Here is a 25,022-nt window from a genome sequence, read left to right as displayed (position 1 = left end):
GTTCTTTTCGTTCAGTAGGTTAGGTGAAAATCAGGCTTCAACAATTGCCAGAATGTCGCTTTCAGAAATGATCAGCACTTCCTGGTTGTCGATTTTTTCAGTTTTTGCACCATAACCTTCGTTGAAAATAACCACGTCACCGACTTTCACGTCCAGTGGTTTAACTTCGCCACTTTCGAGGATGCGGCCATTACCTACCGCGAGCACTTCGGCACGCGTCGATTTGCCTGCTGCGGAGCCGGTCAGAACAATGCCACCCGCTGATTTAGATTCCACTTCTTTACGCTTGACAATTACACGGTCATGTAGCGGACGAATTTTCATTGATAGCTCTCCTTTGAGAAATCCAGATCTGTTGTTAGGGATGAACACCGGGCCTTGCTGACACGGTTTCGTGACGGAAGAGATAGGGACAGCACCGGGCGCTTTCAAGGGCAAAAAAATAAAAATTTTTCTTCTGTGTCACAACTGCACAAATATTAAGCGCTGATTCACATTAAGAGCCTATCCCATTAGGCTAATTTATTTGCCAGTTTGGCCCTGGGCAGTGCTCAAAATCCTCACGTACTTCGTGTACGCTCCGGTTTTTGCGCGCTGTCCGTGTCCAAACTGCCTGCGACAATGACGCCTGGTGGGACAGGCTCTAAAAAACGAAAAGGCGGAATGTTCCACCTTTTGCTGTCTTATCGCTCATCACGCTTGTGGTCGTGTTCAAGCTGTTTTGCCTCTTTACGCTCATACTCGCCATCGACGGTAAAGCCACTGTCGGGGTTGGTGCCGCGCCAGACGCGCAAATGTGGCATCAGTTTCAACGTCAGGTGCTTTTGCACCGGCGGTAGCAGTAACAGCAGGCCCAGAAAATCGGTGAAAAAACCCGGCAGTAAAAGTAAAAAACCCGCCAGGATTAACGACACGCTTTTGATCATTTCGGCAGCCGGGCTTTCGCCTGCCGCCAGCTTCTGTTGCATGAGCCTGAAGTTCTTTATGCCCTGCTTCTTCACCAGCGAAATACCAATGCAGGAGCTTAATATCACCAACAGCATGGTCGCCAGTACACCCAGCACATGCGCTACCTGGATAAAAAGCGTGATCTCAATCCACGCCAGAATGAAAAGTACTATAAACGGTATCGAACGCACCGTAATCTCCTGTTGATCAGGGCCATCCAGCAGAAGGCGTGATGGCAAAAAAAGATCGTCGCGATCATGTTATTCAGAAATAGGTACTCCACCGGCATTTTTCAACCTTCCAGAAGGAAACTCATACCGGTAAACTTGTCGGCGATGATGCGCGCCGTAATAGGATGCTTGCAGAGCAGAGAAAAATCGATAGACGTTAAGATCTTTACATTTAGGTGAATATAATCGTGTTCTGGAAATACAAAATGGATAAAAATGTCGCCCCTGGCGGCCTATATTCGCTTTATTTGTGATAACCACCCCACCAAAAAGCGCTGAGAATAATGATGAAGGACGTTAATAAAGAAGGTTCCCATGACTAATGACATTCGTATCGAAGAAGACCTGTTAGGTATACGTGAAGTCCCGGCGGATGCTTACTACGGTGTTCATACTCTGCGTGCGATTGAAAATTTCTCTATCAGCAACAGTAAAATCAGTGACATCCCCGAATTTGTCCGCGGTATGGTCATGGTTAAGCAGGCCGCTGCGATGGCCAATAAAGAGTTAAAAACCCTGCCTCGTAATATCGCTAACACCATTATTCAGGCCTGTGAAGAAGTCCTGAACAACGGTAAATGCATGGATCAGTTTCCGGTTGATGTCTATCAGGGAGGCGCTGGGACGTCGGTGAATATGAACACCAACGAAGTATTAGCCAATATTGGTCTGGAGCTGATGGGACACCAGAAAGGGGAATATCAGTTCCTTAATCCAAATGACCACGTCAATAAATGCCAGTCCACTAACGACGCCTATCCAACCGGTTTTCGCATCGCGGTCTATTCATCCATTTTGAAGTTACTGGATGCAATTGGGCAACTCAGTGAAGGCTTCGAGCGCAAGGCCATCGAATTTAACACCATCCTGAAAATGGGCCGTACTCAGTTGCAGGACGCGGTGCCCATGACGCTGGGTCAGGAATTCCACGCCTTTAACGTACTGCTGAATGAAGAGATCAAAAGCATTCTGCGTACCGCTGAATTGCTGCTGGAGGTGAACCTGGGAGCAACCGCCATCGGCACCCGCCTGAACACCCCGGATGGCTACCAACAACTGGCCGTGAAAAAGCTGGCCGAGGTGAGTAAGCTGCCCTGCGTTCCGGCGGAGGACCTGATTGAAGCTACCTCCGACTGTGGTGCCTATGTAATGGTACACAGTGCCCTGAAACGCCTGGCGGTGAAGCTGTCCAAAATCTGTAACGATTTACGTCTGCTCTCTTCTGGTCCGCGTGCCGGTCTGAATGAAATCAACCTGCCTGAACTTCAGGCCGGTTCTTCCATCATGCCCGCCAAGGTAAACCCGGTGGTGCCTGAAGTGGTCAATCAGGTCTGCTTCAAAGTCATCGGTAATGACGTTACCGTGACCATGGCTTCCGAAGCGGGTCAGTTGCAGCTTAACGTGATGGAGCCTGTCATCGGCCAGGCAATGTTTGAATCGGTGCATATTCTGACCAATGCCTGTTATAACCTGCTGGAAAAATGCGTTAACGGCATCACCGCCAACAGGGCGATATGTGAAGCCTACGTGTTTAATTCCATTGGTATTGTGACTTATCTGAACCCCTATATCGGCCACCATAATGGCGATATCGTCGGCAAAATATGCGCGGAGACGGGTAAAAGCGTCCGCGAAGTGGTACTGGAGCGGGGTCTGCTCACCGAAACGGAGCTGGATGATATTTTCTCCACCCACAATCTGATGTACCCGGCCTACAAAGCCAAACGCTACACAGATGAAGATGAATGATTTAACGGGCTAAGCCTTCAAGGCACGGACGTTCTCTGAACGACGTGCCTTTTTTATTGACGACAGATACATCTTTTTAACGGTTGATTTGCAAAAAAAATACAGGGGAACGCATCATGATTGTGCCGCAATTAATTATCGTGTTGGCGGCGATTTATTTAGGGGCCAGACTGGGCGGTATCGGCATTGGTTTTGCCGGTGGCATGGGTACCTTAATCCTTACGCTGGGTTTTCAGATAAAGCCCGGCGCCATCCCGTTTGACGTTATCCAGATTATCATGGCGGTGATCGCCGCGATTGCTGCGATGCAGGTCGCAGGCGGAATGCATTATCTGGTCAGTCTGGCTGAACGCCTGCTACGTCGGCATCCACGCCACATCACCTTGCTGGCACCGCTGGTAACCTACATGATGACGTTGCTCGCCGGGACAGGCCATACCGCATTTTCTACCCTGCCGGTAATTGCCGAGGTGGCAAAAGAGCAAGGCGTGCGCCCTTCGCGCCCACTTTCCATCGCGGTTGTCGCTTCACAAATCGCTATTACTGCTTCACCTATTTCTGCCGCCGTGGTGTTCCTTTCCGGCCTCCTCGAACCACACGGGGTCAGCTATCTGGATCTGCTGGCGGTGGCCATCACCTCAACGATGGTCGCTATTTTTCTGGCCGCGCTGATCACCAACTTTCTTGGCTGCGAACTGAAGGACGATGCGGTTTATCAACAACGGCTGGCAGAAGGGAAAACCGTGCTGCGCGGTCCGCAGGATACTGAAGTTCAATCGGGCGCAAAGCGGGCCGTATTGCTTTTCCTGCTGGGTATTACCGCCGTGGTGCTCTATGCCACCGCCATCAGTAAAAACGTTGCGCTGATTGCCAACCCGGTTCTGCCCCGTAATGAGGCTATCGTGACGTTTATGTTGACCACCGCAGCGCTAATCTGCCTGACCTGCAAAGTGGACACCGCCAAAATTCTCTCTGCCAGTACCTTTAAATCGGGCATGAGCGCCTGTATCTGCGTGATGGGTGTGGCCTGGCTTGGCGACACTTTTGTAAAAGCACATATTGCGGGTATCCAGGAGGTAGCCGGCGAACTGTTAAATCATTATCCCTGGATGCTGGCGGTGATCCTGTTTTTTGCGTCCACGTTACTCTATTCACAGGCGGCCACCACGCAGGCATTAATGCCTGCCGCACTGATGCTTGGCGTGTCTCCCCTCACCGCGGTGGCCTCTTTCGCCGCTGTATCGGCGCTGTTTGTCCTGCCAACCTATCCTACGTTGCTGGCGGCGGTGGAGATGGACGATACCGGTTCCACTCGCATCGGTAAATTTGTCTTTAATCACTCGTTTATTGTGCCCGGCACGCTGGCGATTGTTCTGTCAGTTGCCTGCGGGTTTCTGTTTGGCCACCTGTTTCTGTAATCTGTTGGGCGGATGCATTCCGCCCTGTTTCATCGGTTACATCCTGAAAAGCGTCAACCGCCGCGCCGTGATATATTTCTCTGCCGCAGAATGGACCTTGCTGGCCATTCCACGAGCCATCCGAGCCAATGCCGGTTATTCAGTCAACATGGAGAATGCAGTTACCTGCCATGGTCAGATATCTGAAATTATGTATTTTTTTGCTGCTCAACGGCCTGCTACTTCCGCCGGCTGTCGCCTCGATTTTCGGGCAACATGGCAACCAGTTTGTCACCGCCAGCCAGGCTTTTGCTTTTGATTTCAACCAACAGAATAACAGGCTAACGCTCAGCTGGCAGATTAAGCCAGATTATTACCTCTACCGCCAGCAGCTCAGAATTGTTGTAAAAGATGCGCAACTGGCTGACTGGAAGCTACCCGAAGGCAAGCCACACGAAGATGAGTTTTATGGCAAAACGGCGATTTATCAGGAAAGCCTGACACTGCCCTTCACTTTGCTGCGGGCCGCAAAAGGTTCAACGGTGACGGTCACATGGCAGGGCTGTGCTGCCGCCGGTTTCTGTTATCCCCCTGAAACCCGCACCCTGCCGCTAAACGAAGTGATGGGGAAGCCACAGCCCCCTGCAACATCCAACGCAGCACCACATGATACGACAACGCCAACATCTGCCGCACAGCACGACTCCCCGACTGAAAAACTGCCTTTTTCACCACTGTGGGCGCTGCTAATCGGCATTGGCGTGGCTTTTACTCCGTGCGTTTTACCAATGTACCCACTGATTTCCGGCATTATACTGGGTCATCAGCACCGGTATTCTTTCGGCCGTCTGTTTGCGCTGGCCATGAGCTACGTACAGGGTATGGCGCTGACCTACACGGTAATGGGAGTGACTGTCGCAGCAGCCGGATTGCGTTTCCAGGCAGCATTGCAGTCACCCGCTGTTCTGATCGGCCTGTCACTACTGTTTATTCTGCTGGCACTGTCGATGTTTGGCCTGTTTTCCCTGCAACTGCCCTCTTCGTTACAGACCAGGCTGGCGCTGTTGAGCAACCGCCAACGGGAAGGCTCGCTTAGCGGCGTAATGGTAATGGGCGCGCTGGCTGGCTTGATTTGCTCCCCCTGCACCACCGCCCCGCTCAGCGCCATCCTGCTTTATATCGCCCAACGCGGCAATCTGCTGGCCGGAGCCGGCACCCTGTATCTTTATGCGCTGGGGATGGGCTTGCCACTGATTGCCGTCACGCTGTTTGGCCATCGCCTGCTGCCCAAAAGCGGCGACTGGATGCGGACCGTTAAGGAAGGGTTTGGCTTCGTGATCCTTGCCCTGCCGGTTTTCCTGATGGCACGGATAGTGGGCGATCTCTGGGGATTGCGGCTGTGGAGCCTGCTGGGCGTCGCCTTTTTTGGCTGGGCTTTTATCAGCCTGAAATCCGCTAATGGCTGGCTGCGCCTGGCGCAAATCGTGATGCTGGCAGCGGCACTGGTTGCAGCCCGTCCACTACAGGACTGGGCTTTTGCTACCCCGACAAGGGCGGCAAAGATCGCGCACCTCAACTTTCATCGTATCAGCGATGTCGGATCACTTAACGAGGCACGGCAAAACAGCAATGGGCGCATCACCATGCTCGATTTTTATGCCGACTGGTGCGTCGCCTGCAAGGAGTTTGAACAGCATACATTCAGCCAGCCGGGCGTACAGACTGCGTTGAAAAATACCCAGTTACTCCAGGCAGATATCAGCAGGAACAATGCCGAGGACCACGCGTTGCTGGAGCGCCTGCAGGTGCTGGGGTTGCCAACGATCCTGTTCTTTGATGCCAGCGGCAGGGAGATCCCACAATCACGCGTTACCGGATTTATGAATAGTGATGAATTTGAGCAACATTTGCAGAAACTGCCCCATTAAACGACACTGGAATGATATTTCCGGCCTGCAGCCGGAGGAAATACACGCAGGAGGAGAGTCACTTGCAACGTGAACAGGTACTTGAGCATGTACTGAACGTACTTGAGCAAAATGGCCTGGCCAGCTCCATGTCTTTTGCCATGATGGCCGATACGCTGGCCTGTCCGAAAGAAGATTTACAGCAACACTGGCCGGATCGTGATGCATTACTGTACGACGCCCTGCACTACCACAGTGAACAGATTGATACCTGGCGGCATAAGCTATTGCTGGATGAAACGCTGAACGTCGGACAGAAACTACTGGCACGCTACCAGGTACTGGAAGAGGCGGTGCGCAACAATCGCTATCCGGGCTGCCTGTTTATTGCTGCCTGTAGCTTTTTTCCTCAACCGGACCATCCCATCCATCAGGTTGCCGAACGGCAGAAGCGTGCGTCATGGCAATACACCCACGATCTGCTCAACGCTCTGGAAACTGATAACCCGGAGCTTATCACTCATCAAATGGAGTTGATCCTCGAAGGTTGCCTGAGCCGCCTGCTGGTAAAGCGTAATCTGCAGGAAGTGGAAACGGCACGCTCGCTGGCTGAAGATGTACTGAACATTGCGCTGTGTCGCAGGAATGGTGCGCTGGCCTGAGCGAAATTCAGCCAGCACGAATAAAAAGCAGACATTCAGTGCATATCCGGGTAATTTTTATGACAAAGACGTTGACGACAGACCGCCTTTACGGTTTAATGCGCCCCGTTGCCCGGATAGCTCAGTCGGTAGAGCAGGGGATTGAAAATCCCCGTGTCCTTGGTTCGATTCCGAGTCCGGGCACCACTTCTTCAGAGCCTGTTCGTTAAGGGATGAGATCCTTAACGGGCAAGACAGTGGTCCCCAGCATGATGTTGGTAGTTCACTTACCGCACCATTGTTGAACACGGGACTTAAAGTCCGGAGGATGTTACAGCATCCTCGGGACTTCTCACATCCATTAAAAATACTTCACGAACGTATTTACCCTCAGATCCTTTCTTTGTCAATCTTTTGTAAAGCGTTATGTCCTTTTTTTTCCATATTGATAATCATCGACTTAGATTTGACTTAAGATTTATCCTATGCCGCATCCAGCTGTTCAAGCACGCTTCTGACCTTCTCGATATCACTTTCCACATACTGGAGTGTCACCGCCGGCGTCGAGTGTCCGAGCAGATCCTGCGCCATCTTGAGGTTACGTTCAGGCAGACTCATCAGGTTAGTGGCAATCGTATGTCTGAAACGGTGCGGGCTGACCACAAAACCACATTCGTTCGACAGCCTTCTGAAGAAAGCCCTCAGCGGCGGATGATCCATATTCTCACTCACCTCGTTCCGCCGACCGTCAAAGCGGGAAAGATTAAAAAGCTGGTCGTGCATTTTTGCATCGCGCTCAATCGAGAGATTGTACAGCCTTTCCAGTCCGGGCCGGAGATGTCGGGTGATAGGGACGCGATGCTCCCGGTGATTTTTGGCCCCCTCCGGACGCAGGCTTATCCAGTTATGTTTTAAATTGACGTCGCAGAGCCTGATGTGCAGCAGCTGATTCTGCCTCATACCTGTCCGGCGAAGGGTGTCCACAACGGTCAGCCAGAACCAGGCCGGGCTCAGAGCATTTCTGCGCACTCCCGTCCGTCCGGTATGCTCATCGGCAATTCTCGCCTCCATCAGCAAATAAATCCGTTTGATTTGCTCATCGGTCAGCGTTTTTTTTCGTTTAACATCCGGTCGCGCTATCGCGCCATTAAACGGATTATCCCTTGAAGATATAAATCCCTGACTGATGGCAAAATTAAATATTGCCCGCATGTGCGTCAGCTTATTATTCCAGGTGATTTTGGTCAGTCCCTCATCATTAATAACCCGACGCCGCCAGTTAAGTACCATACGTCTGTCCACATCCTCTGGCATAATATTTTCACCAATCCAGGTCGAAAAAGAACGGACGACCTTGCGGTAACTCCATTCCGTTGCCGGACGGAGTGATTTACTGAAAAAATAGTCCGTTAAAATATCCTCAAACGTCATTCTCTGCTCCATATTATCCCCGTGTTATCACGTTAAACCCGCATATTATTTCTTTGCGGAAAGCCATATGCTGTCTGCGGGACAGCGTCCTTTTTTTAAAATAAAGTCAGCGCTAATCATGTAGCCTGACACTCTGGTATAACGTCCGCTTTTATCCGGCGAGTCGTACTGGTGGTAATGGAACAGCCCCTTACCCTTTCGTGAATGATGTATCCCCAGCGCCTCAAAGCTTTTCTGTAGCGCATCCTTGTCCGTGGTGAGGCTGCCGTCAGAGGCGGCGTAGCGGTAAAAGCACCCCGGTGAGACCATAAATACAAACTGCGCCAGGACGTGCAGGATGCTGTCCTGCCCGTTAACCGTCAGCGTGCCGTCGTCAACCCCCGCCCTGAGCCAGGCCAGAAAGGCGTCGCCGGGACTTTCTGCCTCAGGCCGCGTTGCCTCGCTGGCGTTCTCCACGGCTTGCGGAGCGCTCGCTCCGTCCGGCTCAGCTGTCACCGCACCGTCGGGGCCGGACACGTTTTTCCCATCCGCCATCAGGTCAAGCAGGGAAAGCAGTCCGCCTGTATCCGGCGGTCCATCCTGCCCATCACTTGCGCTGTCGCCATTTTCAGTCAGGGGCACGATGCCCTCGCCAGCACCCAGCGCGGACGCCAGTGCCATTCCGGCAGGTATATCTGCTAACGAAGAATGATTGCTTTCTGGTAAGAGAGTATAGGGAGCCACGTCCGTTTTTATCGGTGCAGAAGTTATTGATACATCAGTATTACTGGACAATGGCTTAGCGGCGGTTTCAGATAGTTTGGGGGGGTTACAGGCTGGCGCGGACACCGCCAGCGCCGGGGTTGCACAGGCGGGAGCCTGACTCTCCGGGGACGTGTCCGGGCTCATTCCACAGCTGCTTAACGCATCGCTGATAATACCGTGAAGGATACCTGAGCGTGCCCGCTCGCCGGCGAGAAACGTCAGCAGGGTTTCTGACAGCGCCGGCCAGCGCTGGAGCCAGACCAGACCGTCGGCGGGCAGCAGCGTCAGGGCCATATACGCCCCGCGCATCGGGCGGCCCTCTGCCCCGGGTCGCACGCGCCACGAAGTTTGCGGGAGGGTCAGCCCCGGATACCAGGCATGACCGCCCTGCTCCTCTCCCTCCATCTGCGTCAGCCAGTTGAGGTGGTGCAGCAGTCCGGCCCAGTAAACTGCACAGGCCCAGCCCGGTCCCTGCTCCGCCTGCGCCTCCGGCGTGGCACCCGGCGGCAGCATCATGCCACGCACGAACCTGACCGCCCGTACGGCCACATTCAGGCTCAGGTCGGTAAAACCACCCGGACCGGAGAACGGTCCGCTCCATGCCGCCGGGCACGCCTGCACCCTGGCGGCCAGTTCTTCCAGCGGACGCAGCCACCATGCCTCGGTGAACGGCCCGGACAGCGGACTGTTGTCCGACAGTGCCCGGATAAGACGCTGCCGCTCACCGGTCTGCATCATGTCCCGGCCCGACCGCACCGCATAAAAACCCGCCGCACCGCCCTGACCGGCCTGCGTTACCGTGGCAGGTACGCTGTTGTCCTGCCTTCCCCTGCCCGTCAGCCATCCTGGTATGCGCATCATCATTAACCCCGCTTCCTGAAAATGCCGATACGCTAAAAGCCGGGGGAGGAATTGCAACGGAAAAGCCGGGGCGAGGGCGGATATAAATACCGCTTGCGTTAATTTTCAGGCGCGGATATCGGATTTATCGCTGCGGCATCTCAGGGCAGATGCTCTGATGACGACCCCTTTTCACCCTCCGGGAAGTGCCATGCAGCAGCGCATCGTATTTTTTGTTCTCTTCATCTGGCTGACGCTCTGCGGCGCGGCCTGCTTTGCCCTGACCGCTGCTGACGACACACAATTCTGGCTGGCGTGGCCGCTGATGTTTGCACTGCCCTTTCTGCTGCGTCCACTGGGCATGGCTGAAAGCCTGCTGCGGCCCGGCCTGACGCTGGTCAGCCGCCGTCGCGGGCGGGCATGGGTGCATCTCGCCCCGTGGCAGCCGACCGTGGGACTGGATGCCCCAAAGGTGAGCGCCTTCTGGCAGGCCGTCAGCGTCTCGACCTGCGTGGCCCTGCGGCATCACGATACCGTCATTGTCTCCTCTCACCTGCTGACAAAGGCACGGATACGCCGCCTTCTGGGCGAGCTGACGGACTGCGGACAGCCGTTCCGCTGCCGGGTATTCAGCGTTCCCTTCACCCCGGCGGCCAGGGCCGTCATGCAGCTGGAAATCCTCTTTCGCCAGTGGCGCTGGCGTCCGGCCTTCCGGGAGGCCTGGCCGGTGATGGTTATCCGCCGGAAATCTTTCAGCGGCAAAAAATAATTTCGCCTGTTGAAAACATTCAGGCTTCTTCAGAGTGGCTACATGCATGTAGTCGATCTGAATGATCGAATTTATCCGTTATACAGGCGCTGAACGGCCTGGTAGTGTCATCACAGCGGATACAAACGGGGCGCACGGCCTCAGCGCAGGATACGGACCAACACCAGGGGAACTATGAACCGTCATAATCTTACCACCCTCATCTCCCGCATGGCACTGGGGCAGAATGAGGAGATGCAGCAGCTCGTCCGGCAGGTTGCGGACGGCAACAAGACGGACGGTACGCCGGTTAATATCCGCTTTCGCCCCGCCGTCCGGGCGTTTATCTTGGAGATATCTCGCAATCTGGGCATCTCAGCCGCCGAGCTGGTGAATACCCTGATGGAGGGTGTGATGACCGAGACGCTGATGCCTGAACGCGCGGCGGTCACCCGCATTTATGACCGGTTCTGCCAGCTGATGGACGCACACCGCCTGAGCGTAGACAGCGTGGCCACGATGCTGGCAGGGCTGAATATCAGGCTGAGCGTGCTGGAAAGCCGCGAACGTACGCTGGACCACCTGACCGCGCCGGTCATCAGGCAGATTGCCGCCTGGACGGGCGTGTCATCCGCCTGGCTCGACGGCACGGACGACCGCCCCGTCAGGCCGGTCGTCATATCAGACTGGCGGGAGGTGGCCACACGCCTGTCTTCTGAAGGGGAACCCGGTATACCGGAAATCTGCCTGGTACGCCGTGACAGAAAATTCCCGCAGCCGGGCACAGACGCGGATGATATTGCTGTCAGTATTTTTCGTCTGAAGCAAATTAATGGCATCTGGCTGCGTGTGAACGTCTTCAGCGGATTAATGCAAAATGCCGGTGAGGAAAATAAAGGCACGGATGCGTTTCTGGCCTTTTGTGAAACGCTGAGAAGAGAAGCATGGCTGGGAGAAGTCAGCACCCGGCTGGCACCGGAATATCTTTACACACGACTTAAAGATGGCAGCGAAATACCCTTATCCGTCTTCGATGCGCTGGATAAACATTTTGAAAACCGGTATTTCGATTCCCTCTGGCAGGAAAATGAAATACGGGGAATAAGAAAACCCGAAGCGTACATTACGCCCGAATGGCAAAGTTATGCAGAAACACTGATTTAAGAAATACCAGCGTAATAATAAGAAATTTGAAGTTATTTAAATAATTTGGTGCATCAGCATCAGGGAATCTCTTTGTCCAGAATAATAAAAGGTAAAAGTTGATGAAAGTGAAAATGATGAAGCACAGCATAGTCCTGGCGCTGATGGCGGCCGCCGGCCCGGCCATCGGTGCCACCGCCTGGTCTGAAGCGCGTAATGACGCGATGGGGGGCACCGGCGTGGCGTCTTCCGGCTGGGCTGGTGCCGCGCTGGTTAACCCTGCGCTGATGACCCGCCACGCTGCCAGCGATGATGTGGGCATCATTCTGCCCGGCGTCGGAGCGAAGGTGAGCGATCCGGATAATCTCCGGGACGGCATTGACCGCGTGCAGGATGCCTGGACGGCGCTGAATGCGTCATCAGGAACCGATGCCCGGACTCAGGCCGCCGCGCTGAATAACGCCCTGCGCAACGTTTCCGGCGACAACGCGGGGGCCGGTGCCGGTGTCTCCGCCGTCATCACCATCCCGAACGAAACGCTGCCCTTTGCACTGGTCCTTAAGGGGTGGGGGCAGGCAAAAGCGCGCACGGTGGTGACAGACCATGACCTCCTCTGGCTCGATGCGGTGCAGACCGGGCTTGTGCCGGCCGGTCAGCAGGACCTTAATCAGCTGACATCCCGCGCAGAGGGCGTGGCGGCGCTGGTCAGCGAGTACGGTCTGGCAATGGCACATCAGTTCACCCTGGCAGGCACGCCGGTTTCCGTCGGTATCACGCCAAAATTCCAGCGAGTGGATACCTGGAACTACAACGTCTCCGTCAGTGATTACAACACCTCAGACTTTCATGACGGCGAATGGAAACGTTCTGAAAACGGCGGCAACGTGGACCTCGGGCTTTCCGCCCGGCTTACGCCGGAGTGGACGCTCGGCCTGACCGCGCAGAACCTGGTGTCGCGGGATGTTAACACTCTGACGGTAAACGACCGGAAAGACACCTTTCAGATACGTCCGCAGGCCACGGCCGGTGCATCATGGAGCAACGGGGTCATCACGCTGGCAACGGACGTTGACCTGACGCCCGCCAGCGGGTTCGCGTCCGATGCAAAGGCGCAATATGCCGGCGTGGGGGCTGAAGTTAATGCCTGGGACCTGCTCCAGCTACGTGCCGGCTATCGCGCCGATATGCGCGGCCATGACCAGAACGTGGTGACGGCAGGCGTCGGAATTTCGCCGTTCAACGTGGTCCATCTTGACCTGACCGGCATGGCCGGTACCGACCGGACCTACGGCGCGGTCGCCCAGCTCACCTTTACGTTCTGATGATACAGGGCCGCCTTCACGCGGTCCGGGAGGAAAATACTCATGAAACATGCAGCCCTGAACGCCACCATCATGATGCTGATGCTCACACTAACGGGATGCAGCAGCCTGCTCAGCCCCGCCACGCAGCAACGTAACGGTAATACGGAAGGGACACCAGCACGCAACGAGGTCAGCTGGCAGTCCGCCACGATAGCCGTCCCCGTGGATACGGTAGCCCTGCGCCTGAAGGCACATTACGGGTTTGTATCAGAGGACGACGTCACTGCCGCACGTAACAGTGGTCAGGGTAACGTCGGCTGGTCGGCCTCAGCCATTTCAGAGGGAGCCAGCTGGCAGGCGCAACCGGGCAGTTACTACCGCATGAGCCGCAACTGGGCCGGCGACGACCGCCTGACACTGGAGGTGACGGGAAATAGCCAGACCAGCGTGATTTCCGCGCACTACCGTTCATCCACTCCCGCACATCTGAAAGAGGCGTGGACCGCTCGATTGTGGAAGCAAATCCCGGCCGTGGCCCGTCACGGTGGGTAGACACATCTGAATCCAGAAATTTAAATCATGAGGTCAGAGAAATGGCTGCAATTAGCATCAAAGTCGAAATCAATGGGTTGCTGTATGACAGCAACAATGCCCGATGCAAGTGTATTCTGTCAGACAGTCAGTCCAGATTATATGCATTTATTCAGGTAATAGATGGCCCTGCAATAAAACGTTACTGGGGAGAGTACAGCCATAATCACCCGGAAGACTCCATAAGGAAAATCATGGAATACGGAGGAAAATGGCCTGTACTTCCTCATTAATAAAAAACTGATTTTTTATTTTCTGTATTACGACTGAAGAAATGATGTGCTCAATGATGACTAATTCACTGACAGGTCTAATAAATGAATATTGATACTGGTGTATTACGCAGCCTTGTCTTTATCAAAGAAAGAGGAACATTCCTTTCGGCTGCTACAGAACTCAATCGTACACAATCCGCATTATCACAGCAGATGGCGCTATTTGAAGAACAACTGGGAAAGTCTCTGTTTATCAGAAAGGGGCGCAATAAGGTTCTCAATGATGAAGGAATGCGTATATACAAAATTGCAAAATTAATTATTGAGCTGACAGACGAAATTAAAACTTCTTCAGCGGAGAAATGAAATGAGCAAGGCAATTAATGACGTTATTGCTGAACGCCAGCGCCAGCAGTCAGTAAAAGGATATTCAACTCAGCAGGATGATACGTATGTTGGCAACGAACTGGCAGCGGCGGCCATCAGCTATATCGAACCGATGGAGGCTGAGAATTACTGGCCAGCTGACTGGCATGATGGCAGCTTCAAACCGAAAGATTACCGCCGTAACCTGGTGAAAGCGACGGCGTTACTCCTGGCTGAAATTGAGCGTTTAGACCGCGCACAGGGAGGCGACGATGCCTGAATATTTTGACCTTGAGAACGTTTATGACGAGCAGATTGCTCCGCTGATGACGCAAATCATCACGATCTGCAAAACGCACCGGATACCGATGATGTGCTCATTTGCTTACAAAAACGATGATGAGACAGGGATGAATTTCTGTTCCACCGCGTTGAATGCGTTCGAAGAAAGACTGGTGCCTGAATACACCCGGGCAGTACGTGTTCTGCGTGGCAACGATTACGCAATCGCAAATTATGCAATCGCAATTATGTCCGGGGAAAAAGGTGATGTGCATGATTAAATCCGGCGTCCCCTGCCCCGCAACCACAGTGGCATCAGGAAACGGACACACCATTCTGGATGTGTGCTGTGGTTCGCGGATGTTCTGGTTAAATAAGAGAGACAAACGCGCCGTATTCACTGATATTCGTTGTGAGCATCATACGCTGTGCGATGGCCGTAAACTGCACATCATGCCGGACGTTATAGCTGACTTCCGTGCGTTGCCATTCGCTGACGGTTCGTTTGCCCAGGTAATCTTCGACCCGCCCCACCTTATGCGCGTCGGCAAAAAATCATGGATGGGTAAAAAATACGGCGCGTTAAACCGGGAGACCTGGCAGGACGATATACGGCAGGGTTTCAGCGAGGCATTTCGGGTATTACGTCCCCACGGTACGCTGGTATTCAAATGGAATGAAACGCAAATCCCCATCGGCAAGATTATCGCGCTGACTCCGCAGCAGCCTACGATCTGGCAGCGCACCGGCAAAGCGGATAAGACCCACTGGCTCCTTTTTCTGAAAGACTCTCAGGAAATGAGCGAAACAGACAAAGCCATCAGCGTTCTTATGATGAAGGCAGATGCTCTGAGAAAAGAGGGGCTACTGGCTGAAGCTGATGCAATTTTTAACGTATTGAATCTTCTGAAAAAGGACCCTGACCATGCATGAATGTTCACACGATAAAACTAAACCGCTGAGCCAGCAGCCGTGGCTTTTCACCGTACCGGAGAAAAAATGATGAAACTCTCGCCCGACATATCAGAACGCTTCCCTGGGGAATCTGGGACGATTGCAAACTTTGCAGTGAAGGTAATTATTCACGGTAATATCTTCGCCCTCCTGCGCCTGTGGCTTGAAATGAACAATGCATATAAATTCAGATATTTGAGGCTTTGCTGGATTTTGCTTTTCTAATTCGGCGCTGATTAAACTTAAGTTTTCCATCTCCCAGAACATACCACCCAGAATGTATCGCCAGCCAGAACTGTACTGTGATCATATAATGGTTGATCAAAAAAATGCACAGGCTTTTTCGTAATATTCCATTCAATGAATAAGGCTCGATCTCATCATCGTAAAGGGAAAAATGTCTAAATTCTCCCAACCGCCAACGCCAGTAACTCTTTATTTCGGTTTTTGCGTGCTCAATAGCATTACAGTTCCATAACTCTCCCCAGCGACGTACCCACTTGTCATTAAGAAACCAGCTATACGTCAGGCTAAACCTTTTTGAATCGAAGGGCTGCTGTTGGCAACCACCGGATAACGTAATGACACATTGTATGAATTGAATTTCTGTAATCGAAAAAAATATACCGCGCTCAGAAACCTCCATAAGCTCCTGCTGAGGAATTTGATCTAAGTTAACAATCAGTACAGATTGGTCCAGGTTCACCAACTCAATTTTCTGCTGGTAACGAATACCATGTCCAGATGCTTCAAAATAAAGTGTGACATTCTCTAACAGCATTTCTTTTGCCCGAAAAGCTACACGGGATTTTACCGTTTCATGATCGGCAGAACTGGAAAGCCGCAATGAGTACTCCAGGTACTTACCAAGTGGTTCCCAGCGCGCTCCTAACCGAAGGCGCTTGGCTTTGTACTCGTGAGATTTTTGATAAGTCTTGAGTAACCATAACCTGGTAATTTTGCTCCATATCCACTTAAAAAAGCGTCCAGCTAAACTCCAAGGCATTGATATGTTCATATATCTCTCCGTTTTTTTCCTATTCTTTCACCTTTACATTCAGAGAAATAAAGGTGTGACATGTTTTACTTACCTTAAATGACCCGCACCTCGATACTTAATGTACAGTGATGTTAATAATACACCCATCAGGTGTAAGGATAATTGACAACTTCCACTTTACGCTGAGAGCAGACTGTTTAAAGCGAGCACCTGGACTAAACGTCAAATCTCGCCGTGGGAATATCACTCCCAGCGCGTGGTGTACGCAGGAGACAACATATCGCGCTTCATTTGCCACTCTGGCGCAATCCCTCTTCCTGCAAACCAGATATTACCCAGGCCTGACTGATTTATACCGTCAATAGCCTTCATCCGCTGTTCGCTCCGGGGAGTGATTCATCAAAAAGGTTCAGTTGCGGAACTGGCCCAGCATGACGCCTGCTTTCATATAACGATGGCCCTCTTCCCATATCTTATCCAGTGCTCGCATGGCCGCTTCAATAATGTCACGCGTATCGCGGGTTGGAGATAAGAGCGACTCAGAAGCGATGGTTTGCGGTGTGTCCCGTCTGTGATAATCCCTTACAAATCATCGGAATGCTGGAACGGGATGCCTCTTATGGTAAGCATTTTTTCCCGCTTCCCGATACAGTATCCGTGCCGCCGGGGCGTGTTAATAAAGAGGAATATGCCTGGTGCTCCTACGCAAGTAAAATCAAAAGTCTGAGGAGTTTGAGGTCCAATCGTGTAAAAAACCACGTAAAGGAGATAACATTCTGTTTTATTTATAAAAAAAATCAACCACCTGATGGTTATCATCATCCAGCTTTACCCGGGATTTTTGTGTATAATTGCTGCTGAGAGGTATCTACATTTTAAGGATGGAAGGTGGAACGCTATGAAAGTAAGTGATGTTGCGCTACTTAAGTCAGGGTTTAGTCATGCAGATCTACAAAAACTGAAAAACAATATTGCTAATTATGGCGGATCGCTGGATTCCGTGATCCATGATCTTGCTAACCGCTTCAACGCCTCAAAGTGGATTACTATCGCTGCTTTTACCATACTTATTCTCACTCTGATGCTGGCACCTATAGATACCAGCATCACGCTTGCGGCAACGCTTGCGATTGTATTACCTTTTATATGGTATTTAACCCCAGCGAAGCTGGCATACAAGTCATGGCGCTATCGCAGATTAACGACTAATTATGAACCGCGTCAGTAACGGACATAAGGTCAAATATGACCTTAGCTTTAACACCATAACCGACAATTTTCATTGTGAGCTTTGGACGGCTCATGGTACTGACTTTCCGGTAATAATCGGCGGGCAGATATCGAAATAAACGCCATGTTCCAGGGCGTCTGAACAGACCGAATATGCTATATGCATTCGCAACAAGCGAGACTGATTTATAGATCCCCAACCCGCTTTTACGGCTGAACCCCATGAATTCAGCTGTGGACATAGCTGCATCAGCAACCAAACCTTCCGAGGTTTTGTTATCCATTGCGTAGTGCGCAATTTCTTTGCTTATGCCGTTCGCACCATCAGTAACCAAAACTGCACCAGCCAGAACACCCAAAGGCGTCATAGAACCTATTAGAGTTAGACCAACAGCTATTTCAACGCCGGACAAAACCACATTTACAGCAGAAATCACATACCCCACAATTTTGTTATTTTCCCGGACGAACTCCACTTTGGCGTAAAGTTTCGCCGCTTTCGTGCGCAGCATTCGACCCTGCTCTTCAAGATTTTCGGTCTCTGCCCTGAGGTTTTTTACGCAGGCTATGCATTCTTCATCAGACTTTGCGCGTCGTGCGGCAGCAAACTGCTGCTCAATAACCTCTTTTATTTCCTGAACAAAATTCATCCGTGTGAGACCATCTCTGAGATGGAAAGCAGACAGCGTATTAGCTGTATTGATAAGCTTTCTTGCCTCAAGATTAACCATTGTTTCAGCCCAGGCTTTATTTCTCCCGCCTGAGCGCATCATATCGAGTAATGCCGCGTCCATTCTGTTCTCCCTGTATATTACTTCACCGATGATACCCCGTTATTATCAGCTGTAAACTGTCTTTTCAGCCGGAAATGCCGGATGGGGTTTCCTTCCAAACCGAACACCTGAGGCCATTGCTGCAACCCCGCAGCATTCTGGGCTGAAAACAGATGAGCAGGTCAGACCGGAGCCAAAGGATGAATATGAAGCGGTGAGGCTTCATATTCTCCCGGGTATCGTTCAGAAATCCTCTGTTGAGTCAGTTAAATCGTTTTATGCTGCCGTTTCAGCCTGCTCTGCGAGGCGTGACCGCAGCCGGACAGACCATCCTCCCCAGTAATGTGCCGGCGTGTGGAGTACCCGCCTGCGCTGATCGTGCAGCGCATTGCCAATAACTACTTCCCCCGCCACCCCGCACAGCGACAGCTGTAGAAACGCCATCCCTGCCGCCAGCGGGTCAATATCGGTGGCGGAGACCCACAGATATCGGTGCGGCGCGAAACCCGCCTCCCGCAGCACACTGGCAAACGCCAGTACCATACAACCTGAACCGCAGGCAGGTTCTGAGAGCGTGATAAACGGTTTTTCCCGGAACCATTCTTCCACCCTGCCCAGTTGCAGTTGCGCCATCATCCGTGCCACGCTCCACGGCGTAAAAAACTGGCCGCGATATTTATCACCCAGTTCCAGCTGCATAAAAACCTGCCCCAGAAAGTCACACTCTGTTTCCTCCAGGCCGTTCACCAGATGTGCCAGTAACCCGGCCAGATTCATCGCATCAGGCTTTTTGTACCCGCCCACGATTTTCAGGTACTTCTGCTCACGTTTGTCACAGAATTGCAGGCCGTTCTGAAAGGCAATGACGCTGCAACTGATAAAGTCCTCGAACACTTTGTGCCGAGGGTAATACCGGGCGGTCTGGTTAAAAAGAGAGAGAAACGCCTTCTCGTGATTAATTCGGTTTTTCATACGTGTTCCGGTAAAAAAAGGGAACACGCCCCTGAGGGAAACGATGTTTCCCTCAGGAGTGGAAAAAAATGGCCACAGCAAACGCTGTGGCCGGAGAGTAAACCGGTTAAACCGGCTTTCTGATAACGCTAAGCACGTATGCTGCCATAATGTAACGCCACTGGCGTCGGCACATCTGACGTTTCTGACGCCACCAGGTACATCCGGGCGTTTTCACCGTGAGCGGAGACGCCTGAGGCGTCTTCCGGCCAGGGCCCACTGTCAACGTGGTCACCCCGGTCAAAACAGTTATACCCGGAGAGGCCGACATCCGGTGAAAGCCAGTAGTGACGGATTTCGCAGTCAAACATCTGTGACATTTCCCCCATGACCTCACCAGACGGGGGATACCACGGCGTTGAGAGAATAAGCGTAAGTGAACTCATATCCTCACGGTTCCAGCGTGCCTGATGGCCCGCAGGGAACTCCATGCCAAACAGCTGAACATACAGCTCAGAGGTGCTGCTGAGGCCGGTAAACAGTCCGCTGTTTCCATTCAGCTCCGTGGCCAGCCGTGACGGCATCACCATCAGCATGTCACACGGACAGGTGGTCTCCGGCAGCGCGTTGAGCCATTCCCAGCGATCCTGCGGATCGAACTGCCCGCCTGCCCCCGCCATGCCGAACCAGTCGGCACCGTGTACGGCCATCAGCTGTGTCATTATCTGTCGCGCCGGGTAGGGAATACTCTCCCACTTAAGAGAACTGATATCTGACATCTGCCAGATTTTCTCCAGGCGTGAAAGCGTCGTGCCGTCCAGCCAGGCGTCCCTTTCCAGCAGCTCCAGAAAGTGCTGGAACGCCTGATTCGGCGCGGTATGCGTGCCCGTTCCTGATGCGGTCAGCATCGGATAAGGCACATATTCCATAAACTTCACCGGTTTGAGTATCCCGGCGCAGCCGGCGAGAAACAGCTTTATCCCCCGCCGGATGGCATGGCGATACAACGGGGTTTCCGTGCCGGCGACCCATGACTGCATCACATCAATGCAGACTGACTTACCGGTGATTTCCAGACGGTTATGGCACCATGAAAACATTGTCGAACTCCTCTTTAAGGTTGAAACAAAAAGAGGGCATCTCCCTGAGGAAGATGCCCTCAGGGGGATGATGGCGACGGTTGTCGCCCGTTACGTTATGCCACCCGCTTCGGTATGAAGCCGGGCGTGCAGGATCATAAAACAGAATCAGAAATGCCTGACCGATCCGTCAGGCTTCACCAGGCTGATACGCCCGCGCACGCTTTCGACGGCGCGCGCAAACCTTTCGCGATCGGCCGGCTTTGCGCGTTTTGCATCCAGTCGGATAACCTGGTCCAGCACATACAGCGCTTGCGAACGCCAGCTGATACATTCGGCATCGTTCACGCAGGCGTGGTAATGCCTCTGCGACTGGTCATAAAGCCAGTCTGTGCGGTCACGGAACTCCCCCACCGGTACATAAACTACCTGCGGTGGCCGCGTCTCTTTGTACAGGGTGAGTGCCTTCGTGACTTCCTCTATGAAAGGCATCATCAGTAAATCGTGGTGCTTCTCCAGTACATCATCACAAAGGTTATGCGCGATAAAGGTCTTAAAAGAAAACTGGCCGTCCGGTATCAGCGCCGCAGAGTTTGCTGACCAGTCAGCGTCCGTACGGGGATCACAACCGTCGGCATAGGCTTTCAGCCATTCGCCGGGGCGACTGTCGTCCGGTACCCGAAGGTAGAGGTCGGGGCCGCGCTCAAGTATCAGCGGACGCTGAGTGGCATCGGCCTGTGAAAGCAGCGGGCGCAATGCAGTGGACGTAAATCGGATCATGGTTCCTCCGGTAAAGTCAGGAGAAAACCTCCCCAGAGGGAAGGTCCCTCCGGGAAGTGTTAAAACGTTAATGCGTTATCAGTCGAAGCGGTAACGCAGTCCGGCCATTTGCTGAGCCATTCTCCGTCCTGCCCGTAATGCTTTTCGGGAAGACGAGAACTCGCCGGCAACGGCCAGCCGCCGGTACTGCCAGTCACGCGAGCTGTAACCCGTTCGTTGTGAAATCACGGCGGTAAATCTGCCGTCTGAAGGGATAACGTCGGCCCGGAAGCTGCACCGGCCGTTACGATTGGTAAACCACTCCGCCTGCTGATGGCGCATGGCTTCTGCCAGACGGCTGAAGCGGCGTGCAATGCGGGTAACGATGGAAAGCATTATACTGCTCATGGTTTTCTCCTCAGTTGAAATGCGGAGAAACCCCCACAGCATAAGCAGGGAGGTATCCCCGCACGGGTGGGTAAATCAGTGAATAACCGTTCTGTGTAAGCGTCCGGCCGCAGCATCGTGCGCGTTGTATACGCCCTGGTTGAATGCTTCATTCCAGTGCCGGCTGTGTATCGACACGCCCAGCAGAATGAGATCAACAATCCAGGTATCAAAGAATTCGACGTTAAACCAGCCTGAACCAGTGGCAAATCCGATCGTATGGGCAATCCATCTGAGACGGGTCAGCCTGTCCGGTAGTCCGTCAGCCTTCGCAACAGGATCGGCATCGACCGTATCCGGCACGCCGAATCTGTTCTCAATGCTGATAAGTACGAGTGCGGACTCTGTCTCAGCAGTCAGCGCCACGGCTTTACGAAAAGAACGGGTGCTACGGTGAAACGCACCGGGCGTGATGATTCTGGTGTAATGCATAAGCAGGTTCCTCAAAAAAAGGAACCAGCCCCAAAGGGTCAGTGTCCCTTTGGGTTAAGTTGCACGTTGTAAATAAACTGAACGATTAGTCAATGCTTAACCAAACTGATGATAAAAAGCGTCATCCGAATCGTCCGGGTTAAAGGTGTGGCTTGCAGTGATACTGATTGTCATGTAGCGACCGCAGGCCGGGTGAAGACGATGCCGGAAACAATGAATGTAACGTTTAAACCACAGAACACGTTTTTCCACGGTCTCCATGTACTGCCAGACTTCACCATAATTATTAGCAACGCTCGGGTCCGGAAGTGCACGGTTCGATGGATGCTTTGCCAGTTTGCTCCACATTTGGTGCCATTCATTACTGCCATTTTTTACTAATAACAGTTTCAATGTGCTCATAGATAAATCCTCTTCAGAAAAAATAAAAGGATTTAACTCCGCAGGGAGATAAATCCCCGCATGGGTGAGTGAGTAAGCAAACGTTCTTTGCAGAAAACGCAGGTAAAACGTGTGAACCACGGAAGACGCATCCTGAGGATGAGTGCATTTTTAATAAAAAAGGGAGTAATGCGTTGAAAGGACCTTAACCCACATGGGTCTCTGTTTTCAAAGGTTAACAGATTTAAAACCGCCCTAAAGCGCCATCTCTCAGGTTACGATGGCATTGGCATGTAGCATGTGATTACCCGAAGGCGCTCCTCTCAAATCACCGGAACATTGGCAGTTGTCGTGATGACAACGGTTAGCAGAATTATGCTACGACAGTCAGGGGCGTTCAGCAAGCCCCTGTTATAGATAAAGTGGATCATTCAATATCAACTAAAGTTTGTTAGCTAAGACCGGAACTGACAGATTTTGTAGGTAAAACATAATCAAATCTGACGATCTGGTTTGGGCAAAGAGCGGAGATTGACACTTTTTCCCTCTTGAAAAAGTAACTACAAAAAAAGTAGCTACTCAATCCTGATAATTGAAATTTTATCTTTTTCTAACCCACTGTATATTGTCTATTGCACCCATACACGCGAACTATTTTTCAAGAATTTATTGAAGTACTCATACCCGTCTTTGTTACTCGCAATCTAAGAAATTAGAGTAGATACATGCAATGACTATATCAGACTATTACGAATTATATAAGTCTTATCAAAGTGTCGTCGTGGTAACTGTCATAGTGACGCATATTTATGACTACTCATCATTACGATAATAAACCTGTTTAATGTAACGTCCACGTCCATCCCCATGCCCCAAATCCATTGAGATCATCGCCATAACCTCTTTTTCATTGTATCCCTGACGTTTATGGTAGTCCGATAATTCGCGGGCAAAGTTATAGCGCATACTGTGCGGTGCTTTTTCTCCCGTCAGCCCGGCCTTTCTGACAAAATAACGATAACGGTTGATCGCCTGGTGAATACCTGGTTTATCAATAAATCGGCCATTACGCTCTTTAGCCTCTTTTTCAGCATAAAGAATTGCGCGAAATGCCTCATCACGATTAATAATCGTGGTGTCTCTTGGTCGCCCCCCTTTTGTCCCGAAAACAACCCGAATTGATTTATCGCCATTCTCCACCGCTCGTTTCCATGTGGATAATGATTTACAGGCTTCAATGGCTTCTTTTGTACGCAGGCCAAAGGTATAGGCAAGCCGCATTGTTGCCGCAACACCACGGTCCTGTTTTTCAATTTCATTGAAGGCTTTCGAAAACTCATCCAGTGTAAGAGCCGTTTTGGTTCCGTCGCGGTTTACGCCTGAGATACCCAATGCTTTATTGCTGAGCCGTTCATTTTCCGGATCGGCCAGGCGATGTTTTCCGGCAGCGCTGAAAATGCTGCGTAATACCGACATTTCATTCTGAAGAGTACGATGGCTCAGATTAAGGCTTTTACGATAATCAATATAACTCTCAACGTAGCGAACTTTAAGTGCATCCACGCTGCGAAGTTTTATACCTGAATTTTTCAGGTGATCCAGAAAATATCGTCCAATACGCTGCCGGTCGGCAATGGTGGCATAACCGCCCGCTCCTTTTCTGGCGAAAGAAATAAATTCTTTCCTGAACCCCTCAATTTTTGATCGCGTACTTTTGTGCTTCATAAGCTCTCTTATCCTCATCAATGCAAAGTCCTTCTGACGCGAACCACTGGTGAGCGGTCACCGGCAGAAAGACTGGCTGGCATGACCAGTACGTTGGTCAGACGTCCATGCGTGTCGGTTAGTTTGCCATCATGGCCGTCAGGTACTGTGTAGCATGGCGAGGCTGAGTTGAGTTGTTGCAGGAGCCCGTTTAGCACTCTGTGCGACGGTTTGTTGCTCCCCGTTCGTCTGATTAAGACGAACGCCTCAGTACCTGGACGATTTTCTCCTTATTTCATGTAGTTAAGACTTGAAAAAGTCATTAGTTAAGATTTGCGTTTTGCGGACGTCCGTGAAAACGGACGCAAAACAGAGACGTATTAAACGAGGCGATTAGGTGATTCCCGTGAAACCATCCTTAAAATCGCGTTTGAAAGCACGTATTACGTGGTGTTGACGTATGCCGCTTTGCGGCGTCACTTGGTGTTCACTTCGTTCGCACGCAAGTGACGCCGCGTTCTTCTGCTTACAATGCCGTCGTGGAAGATGCCCAAATGTTCCAAATGGTCATACCCACGTCGCAAAGTTTGCATCGAATGCAGTCGTCAGTATTCGGGACGAAACGAAGTGAAACAGACCTGACTGGTCCGTAAAGAAGCGCTGCGAAAGCAGGCTGATAGTGAAGTTAAATCCTTTATCGCAGTTAACGCGATCCCCATTTTCAAAGGCTAACGGGTTTACCGCCCGAAGGCGTCGTCTCTCAGGTTTTGACAACT

At 51.9% G+C, this 25,022-nt stretch carries 25 protein-coding genes, 1 tRNA gene and 2 pseudogenes; 14 read left to right on the top strand and 14 right to left on the bottom strand.

The window, feature by feature from the left end:
• Positions 1-30: 30 nt before the first annotated feature.
• Together EB241_RS11540 and EB241_RS11535 are read right to left on the bottom strand one after the other, a co-directional pair.
• Complete coding sequence (locus EB241_RS11540) at positions 31-324, bottom strand: co-chaperone GroES (protein ID WP_016190751.1); 294 nt, start codon at positions 322-324, stop codon at positions 31-33.
• A 359-nt stretch (positions 325-683) separates the two neighbouring features.
• Complete coding sequence (locus EB241_RS11535) at positions 684-1,139, bottom strand: FxsA family protein (RefSeq protein WP_124233321.1); 456 nt, start codon at positions 1,137-1,139, stop codon at positions 684-686.
• A 354-nt stretch (positions 1,140-1,493) separates the two neighbouring features.
• Between EB241_RS11535 and aspA the strand changes: the two genes are divergently transcribed.
• The 5 genes from aspA to EB241_RS11510 all read left to right on the top strand — a co-directional run bounded on the left by aspA (position 1,494) and on the right by EB241_RS11510 (position 7,079).
• The gene (aspA, locus tag EB241_RS11530) at positions 1,494-2,927 is read left to right on the top strand and encodes an aspartate ammonia-lyase (RefSeq protein ID WP_124233320.1); all 1,434 of its coding nucleotides are present in this window, start codon (positions 1,494-1,496) and stop codon (positions 2,925-2,927) included.
• Between the two features lie 116 nt (positions 2,928-3,043).
• A complete protein-coding gene (locus EB241_RS11525) occupies positions 3,044-4,345 on the top strand; it encodes an anaerobic C4-dicarboxylate transporter (protein ID WP_124233319.1) in 1,302 nt (433 codons plus the stop codon).
• Between the two features lie 170 nt (positions 4,346-4,515).
• Positions 4,516-6,252, top strand: a complete 1,737-nt coding sequence (locus EB241_RS11520; RefSeq protein WP_124233459.1) for a protein-disulfide reductase DsbD — start codon at positions 4,516-4,518, stop codon at positions 6,250-6,252.
• A 62-nt stretch (positions 6,253-6,314) separates the two neighbouring features.
• On the top strand, positions 6,315-6,893 hold the full coding sequence (dicD, locus tag EB241_RS11515) for a division control transcriptional repressor DicD (RefSeq protein WP_124233318.1): 579 nt from the start codon (positions 6,315-6,317) through the stop codon (positions 6,891-6,893).
• 110 nt (positions 6,894-7,003) lie between these two features.
• Positions 7,004-7,079, top strand: a tRNA-Phe gene (locus EB241_RS11510).
• A 276-nt stretch (positions 7,080-7,355) separates the two neighbouring features.
• Here EB241_RS11510 and EB241_RS11505 read toward each other — a convergent pair.
• Positions 7,356-8,303 carry a tyrosine-type recombinase/integrase gene (locus EB241_RS11505; RefSeq protein WP_407644272.1) on the bottom strand — a complete coding sequence of 316 codons (948 nt, stop codon included), beginning with the start codon at positions 8,301-8,303 and terminating at the stop codon, positions 7,356-7,358.
• A 45-nt stretch (positions 8,304-8,348) separates the two neighbouring features.
• Positions 8,349-9,911 (bottom strand): TraI domain-containing protein, encoded by a 1,563-nt coding sequence (locus EB241_RS11500; protein WP_124233316.1) that lies wholly within the window; start codon positions 9,909-9,911, stop codon positions 8,349-8,351.
• A 154-nt stretch (positions 9,912-10,065) separates the two neighbouring features.
• On the opposite strand from EB241_RS11500, the gene EB241_RS11495 reads away from it, so the two are divergent.
• The 8 genes and pseudogenes from EB241_RS11495 to EB241_RS11455 all read left to right on the top strand — a co-directional run.
• Positions 10,066-10,656 carry a hypothetical protein gene (locus EB241_RS11495; RefSeq protein WP_233592595.1) on the top strand — a complete coding sequence of 197 codons (591 nt, stop codon included), beginning with the start codon at positions 10,066-10,068 and terminating at the stop codon, positions 10,654-10,656.
• Positions 10,657-10,830: 174 nt separating this feature from the next.
• Positions 10,831-11,799 carry a conjugal transfer protein TraE gene (locus EB241_RS11490; RefSeq protein ID WP_124233315.1) on the top strand — a complete coding sequence of 323 codons (969 nt, stop codon included), beginning with the start codon at positions 10,831-10,833 and terminating at the stop codon, positions 11,797-11,799.
• 101 nt (positions 11,800-11,900) lie between these two features.
• Positions 11,901-13,100 carry a conjugal transfer protein TraF gene (locus tag EB241_RS11485; RefSeq protein ID WP_233592594.1) on the top strand — a complete coding sequence of 400 codons (1,200 nt, stop codon included), beginning with the start codon at positions 11,901-11,903 and terminating at the stop codon, positions 13,098-13,100.
• Positions 13,101-13,142: 42 nt separating this feature from the next.
• Positions 13,143-13,634, top strand: a complete 492-nt coding sequence (locus EB241_RS11480) for a hypothetical protein (RefSeq protein WP_124233313.1) — start codon at positions 13,143-13,145, stop codon at positions 13,632-13,634.
• A 356-nt stretch (positions 13,635-13,990) separates the two neighbouring features.
• Positions 13,991-14,254 (top strand): LysR family transcriptional regulator, encoded by a 264-nt coding sequence (locus EB241_RS11470; RefSeq protein WP_124233311.1) that lies wholly within the window; start codon positions 13,991-13,993, stop codon positions 14,252-14,254.
• Position 14,255: 1 nt separating this feature from the next.
• The gene (locus EB241_RS11465) at positions 14,256-14,534 is read left to right on the top strand and encodes a hypothetical protein (RefSeq protein WP_124233310.1); all 279 of its coding nucleotides are present in this window, start codon (positions 14,256-14,258) and stop codon (positions 14,532-14,534) included.
• Positions 14,527-14,817 carry a hypothetical protein gene (locus EB241_RS11460; protein ID WP_124233309.1) on the top strand — a complete coding sequence of 97 codons (291 nt, stop codon included), beginning with the start codon at positions 14,527-14,529 and terminating at the stop codon, positions 14,815-14,817. The genes EB241_RS11465 and EB241_RS11460 overlap by 8 nt, the downstream gene beginning before the upstream one ends.
• Positions 14,810-15,325 (top strand): annotated as a pseudogene (locus EB241_RS11455) (class I SAM-dependent methyltransferase); the annotation flags it as partial. The gene EB241_RS11460 and the pseudogene EB241_RS11455, both read left to right, overlap by 8 nt.
• Before the next feature lie 352 nt (positions 15,326-15,677).
• Here the strand turns inward: EB241_RS11455 and EB241_RS11450 are convergent.
• Together EB241_RS11450 and EB241_RS11445 are read right to left on the bottom strand one after the other, a co-directional pair.
• Positions 15,678-16,508 carry a hypothetical protein gene (locus EB241_RS11450; RefSeq protein ID WP_124233307.1) on the bottom strand — a complete coding sequence of 277 codons (831 nt, stop codon included), beginning with the start codon at positions 16,506-16,508 and terminating at the stop codon, positions 15,678-15,680.
• Positions 16,509-16,705: 197 nt separating this feature from the next.
• Positions 16,706-17,040, bottom strand: a pseudogene (locus EB241_RS11445) (DUF4113 domain-containing protein); the annotation flags it as partial.
• Positions 17,041-17,388: 348 nt separating this feature from the next.
• Here EB241_RS11445 and EB241_RS11435 point away from each other — a divergent pair.
• The gene (locus EB241_RS11435; RefSeq protein ID WP_124233305.1) at positions 17,389-17,718 is read left to right on the top strand and encodes a hypothetical protein; all 330 of its coding nucleotides are present in this window, start codon (positions 17,389-17,391) and stop codon (positions 17,716-17,718) included.
• On the opposite strand, the gene EB241_RS11430 is transcribed toward EB241_RS11435, so the two are convergent.
• The 8 genes from EB241_RS11430 to EB241_RS11390 all read right to left on the bottom strand — a co-directional run bounded on the left by EB241_RS11430 (position 17,696) and on the right by EB241_RS11390 (position 24,267).
• Positions 17,696-18,514: a DUF4225 domain-containing protein gene (locus EB241_RS11430; protein ID WP_124233304.1), complete on the bottom strand. Its 819-nt coding sequence runs from the start codon at positions 18,512-18,514 to the stop codon at positions 17,696-17,698. The two genes, EB241_RS11435 and EB241_RS11430, sit on opposite strands and share 23 nt — an antisense overlap.
• Before the next feature lie 255 nt (positions 18,515-18,769).
• Positions 18,770-19,465 carry an N-6 DNA methylase gene (locus EB241_RS11420; protein WP_124233303.1) on the bottom strand — a complete coding sequence of 232 codons (696 nt, stop codon included), beginning with the start codon at positions 19,463-19,465 and terminating at the stop codon, positions 18,770-18,772.
• Between the two features lie 128 nt (positions 19,466-19,593).
• Positions 19,594-20,544, bottom strand: a complete 951-nt coding sequence (locus EB241_RS11415; RefSeq protein WP_124233302.1) for a DUF1281 domain-containing protein — start codon at positions 20,542-20,544, stop codon at positions 19,594-19,596.
• A 147-nt stretch (positions 20,545-20,691) separates the two neighbouring features.
• Positions 20,692-21,303, bottom strand: a complete 612-nt coding sequence (locus tag EB241_RS11410) for a hypothetical protein (protein ID WP_124233301.1) — start codon at positions 21,301-21,303, stop codon at positions 20,692-20,694.
• 78 nt (positions 21,304-21,381) lie between these two features.
• Positions 21,382-21,690 (bottom strand): hypothetical protein, encoded by a 309-nt coding sequence (locus EB241_RS11405; protein WP_034933308.1) that lies wholly within the window; start codon positions 21,688-21,690, stop codon positions 21,382-21,384.
• Between the two features lie 75 nt (positions 21,691-21,765).
• The gene (locus EB241_RS11400; protein WP_124233300.1) at positions 21,766-22,161 is read right to left on the bottom strand and encodes a hypothetical protein; all 396 of its coding nucleotides are present in this window, start codon (positions 22,159-22,161) and stop codon (positions 21,766-21,768) included.
• Between the two features lie 96 nt (positions 22,162-22,257).
• Complete coding sequence (locus EB241_RS11395; RefSeq protein WP_124233299.1) at positions 22,258-22,563, bottom strand: hypothetical protein; 306 nt, start codon at positions 22,561-22,563, stop codon at positions 22,258-22,260.
• Positions 22,564-23,355: 792 nt separating this feature from the next.
• Complete coding sequence (locus EB241_RS11390; protein ID WP_124233298.1) at positions 23,356-24,267, bottom strand: integrase domain-containing protein; 912 nt, start codon at positions 24,265-24,267, stop codon at positions 23,356-23,358.
• Between the last annotated feature and the right edge of the window lie 755 nt (positions 24,268-25,022).

This window comes from Erwinia psidii (assembly GCF_003846135.1).
Classification (GTDB): domain Bacteria; phylum Pseudomonadota; class Gammaproteobacteria; order Enterobacterales; family Enterobacteriaceae; genus Erwinia; species Erwinia psidii.
This window is presented reverse-complemented; position numbering and strand designations above follow the sequence as displayed.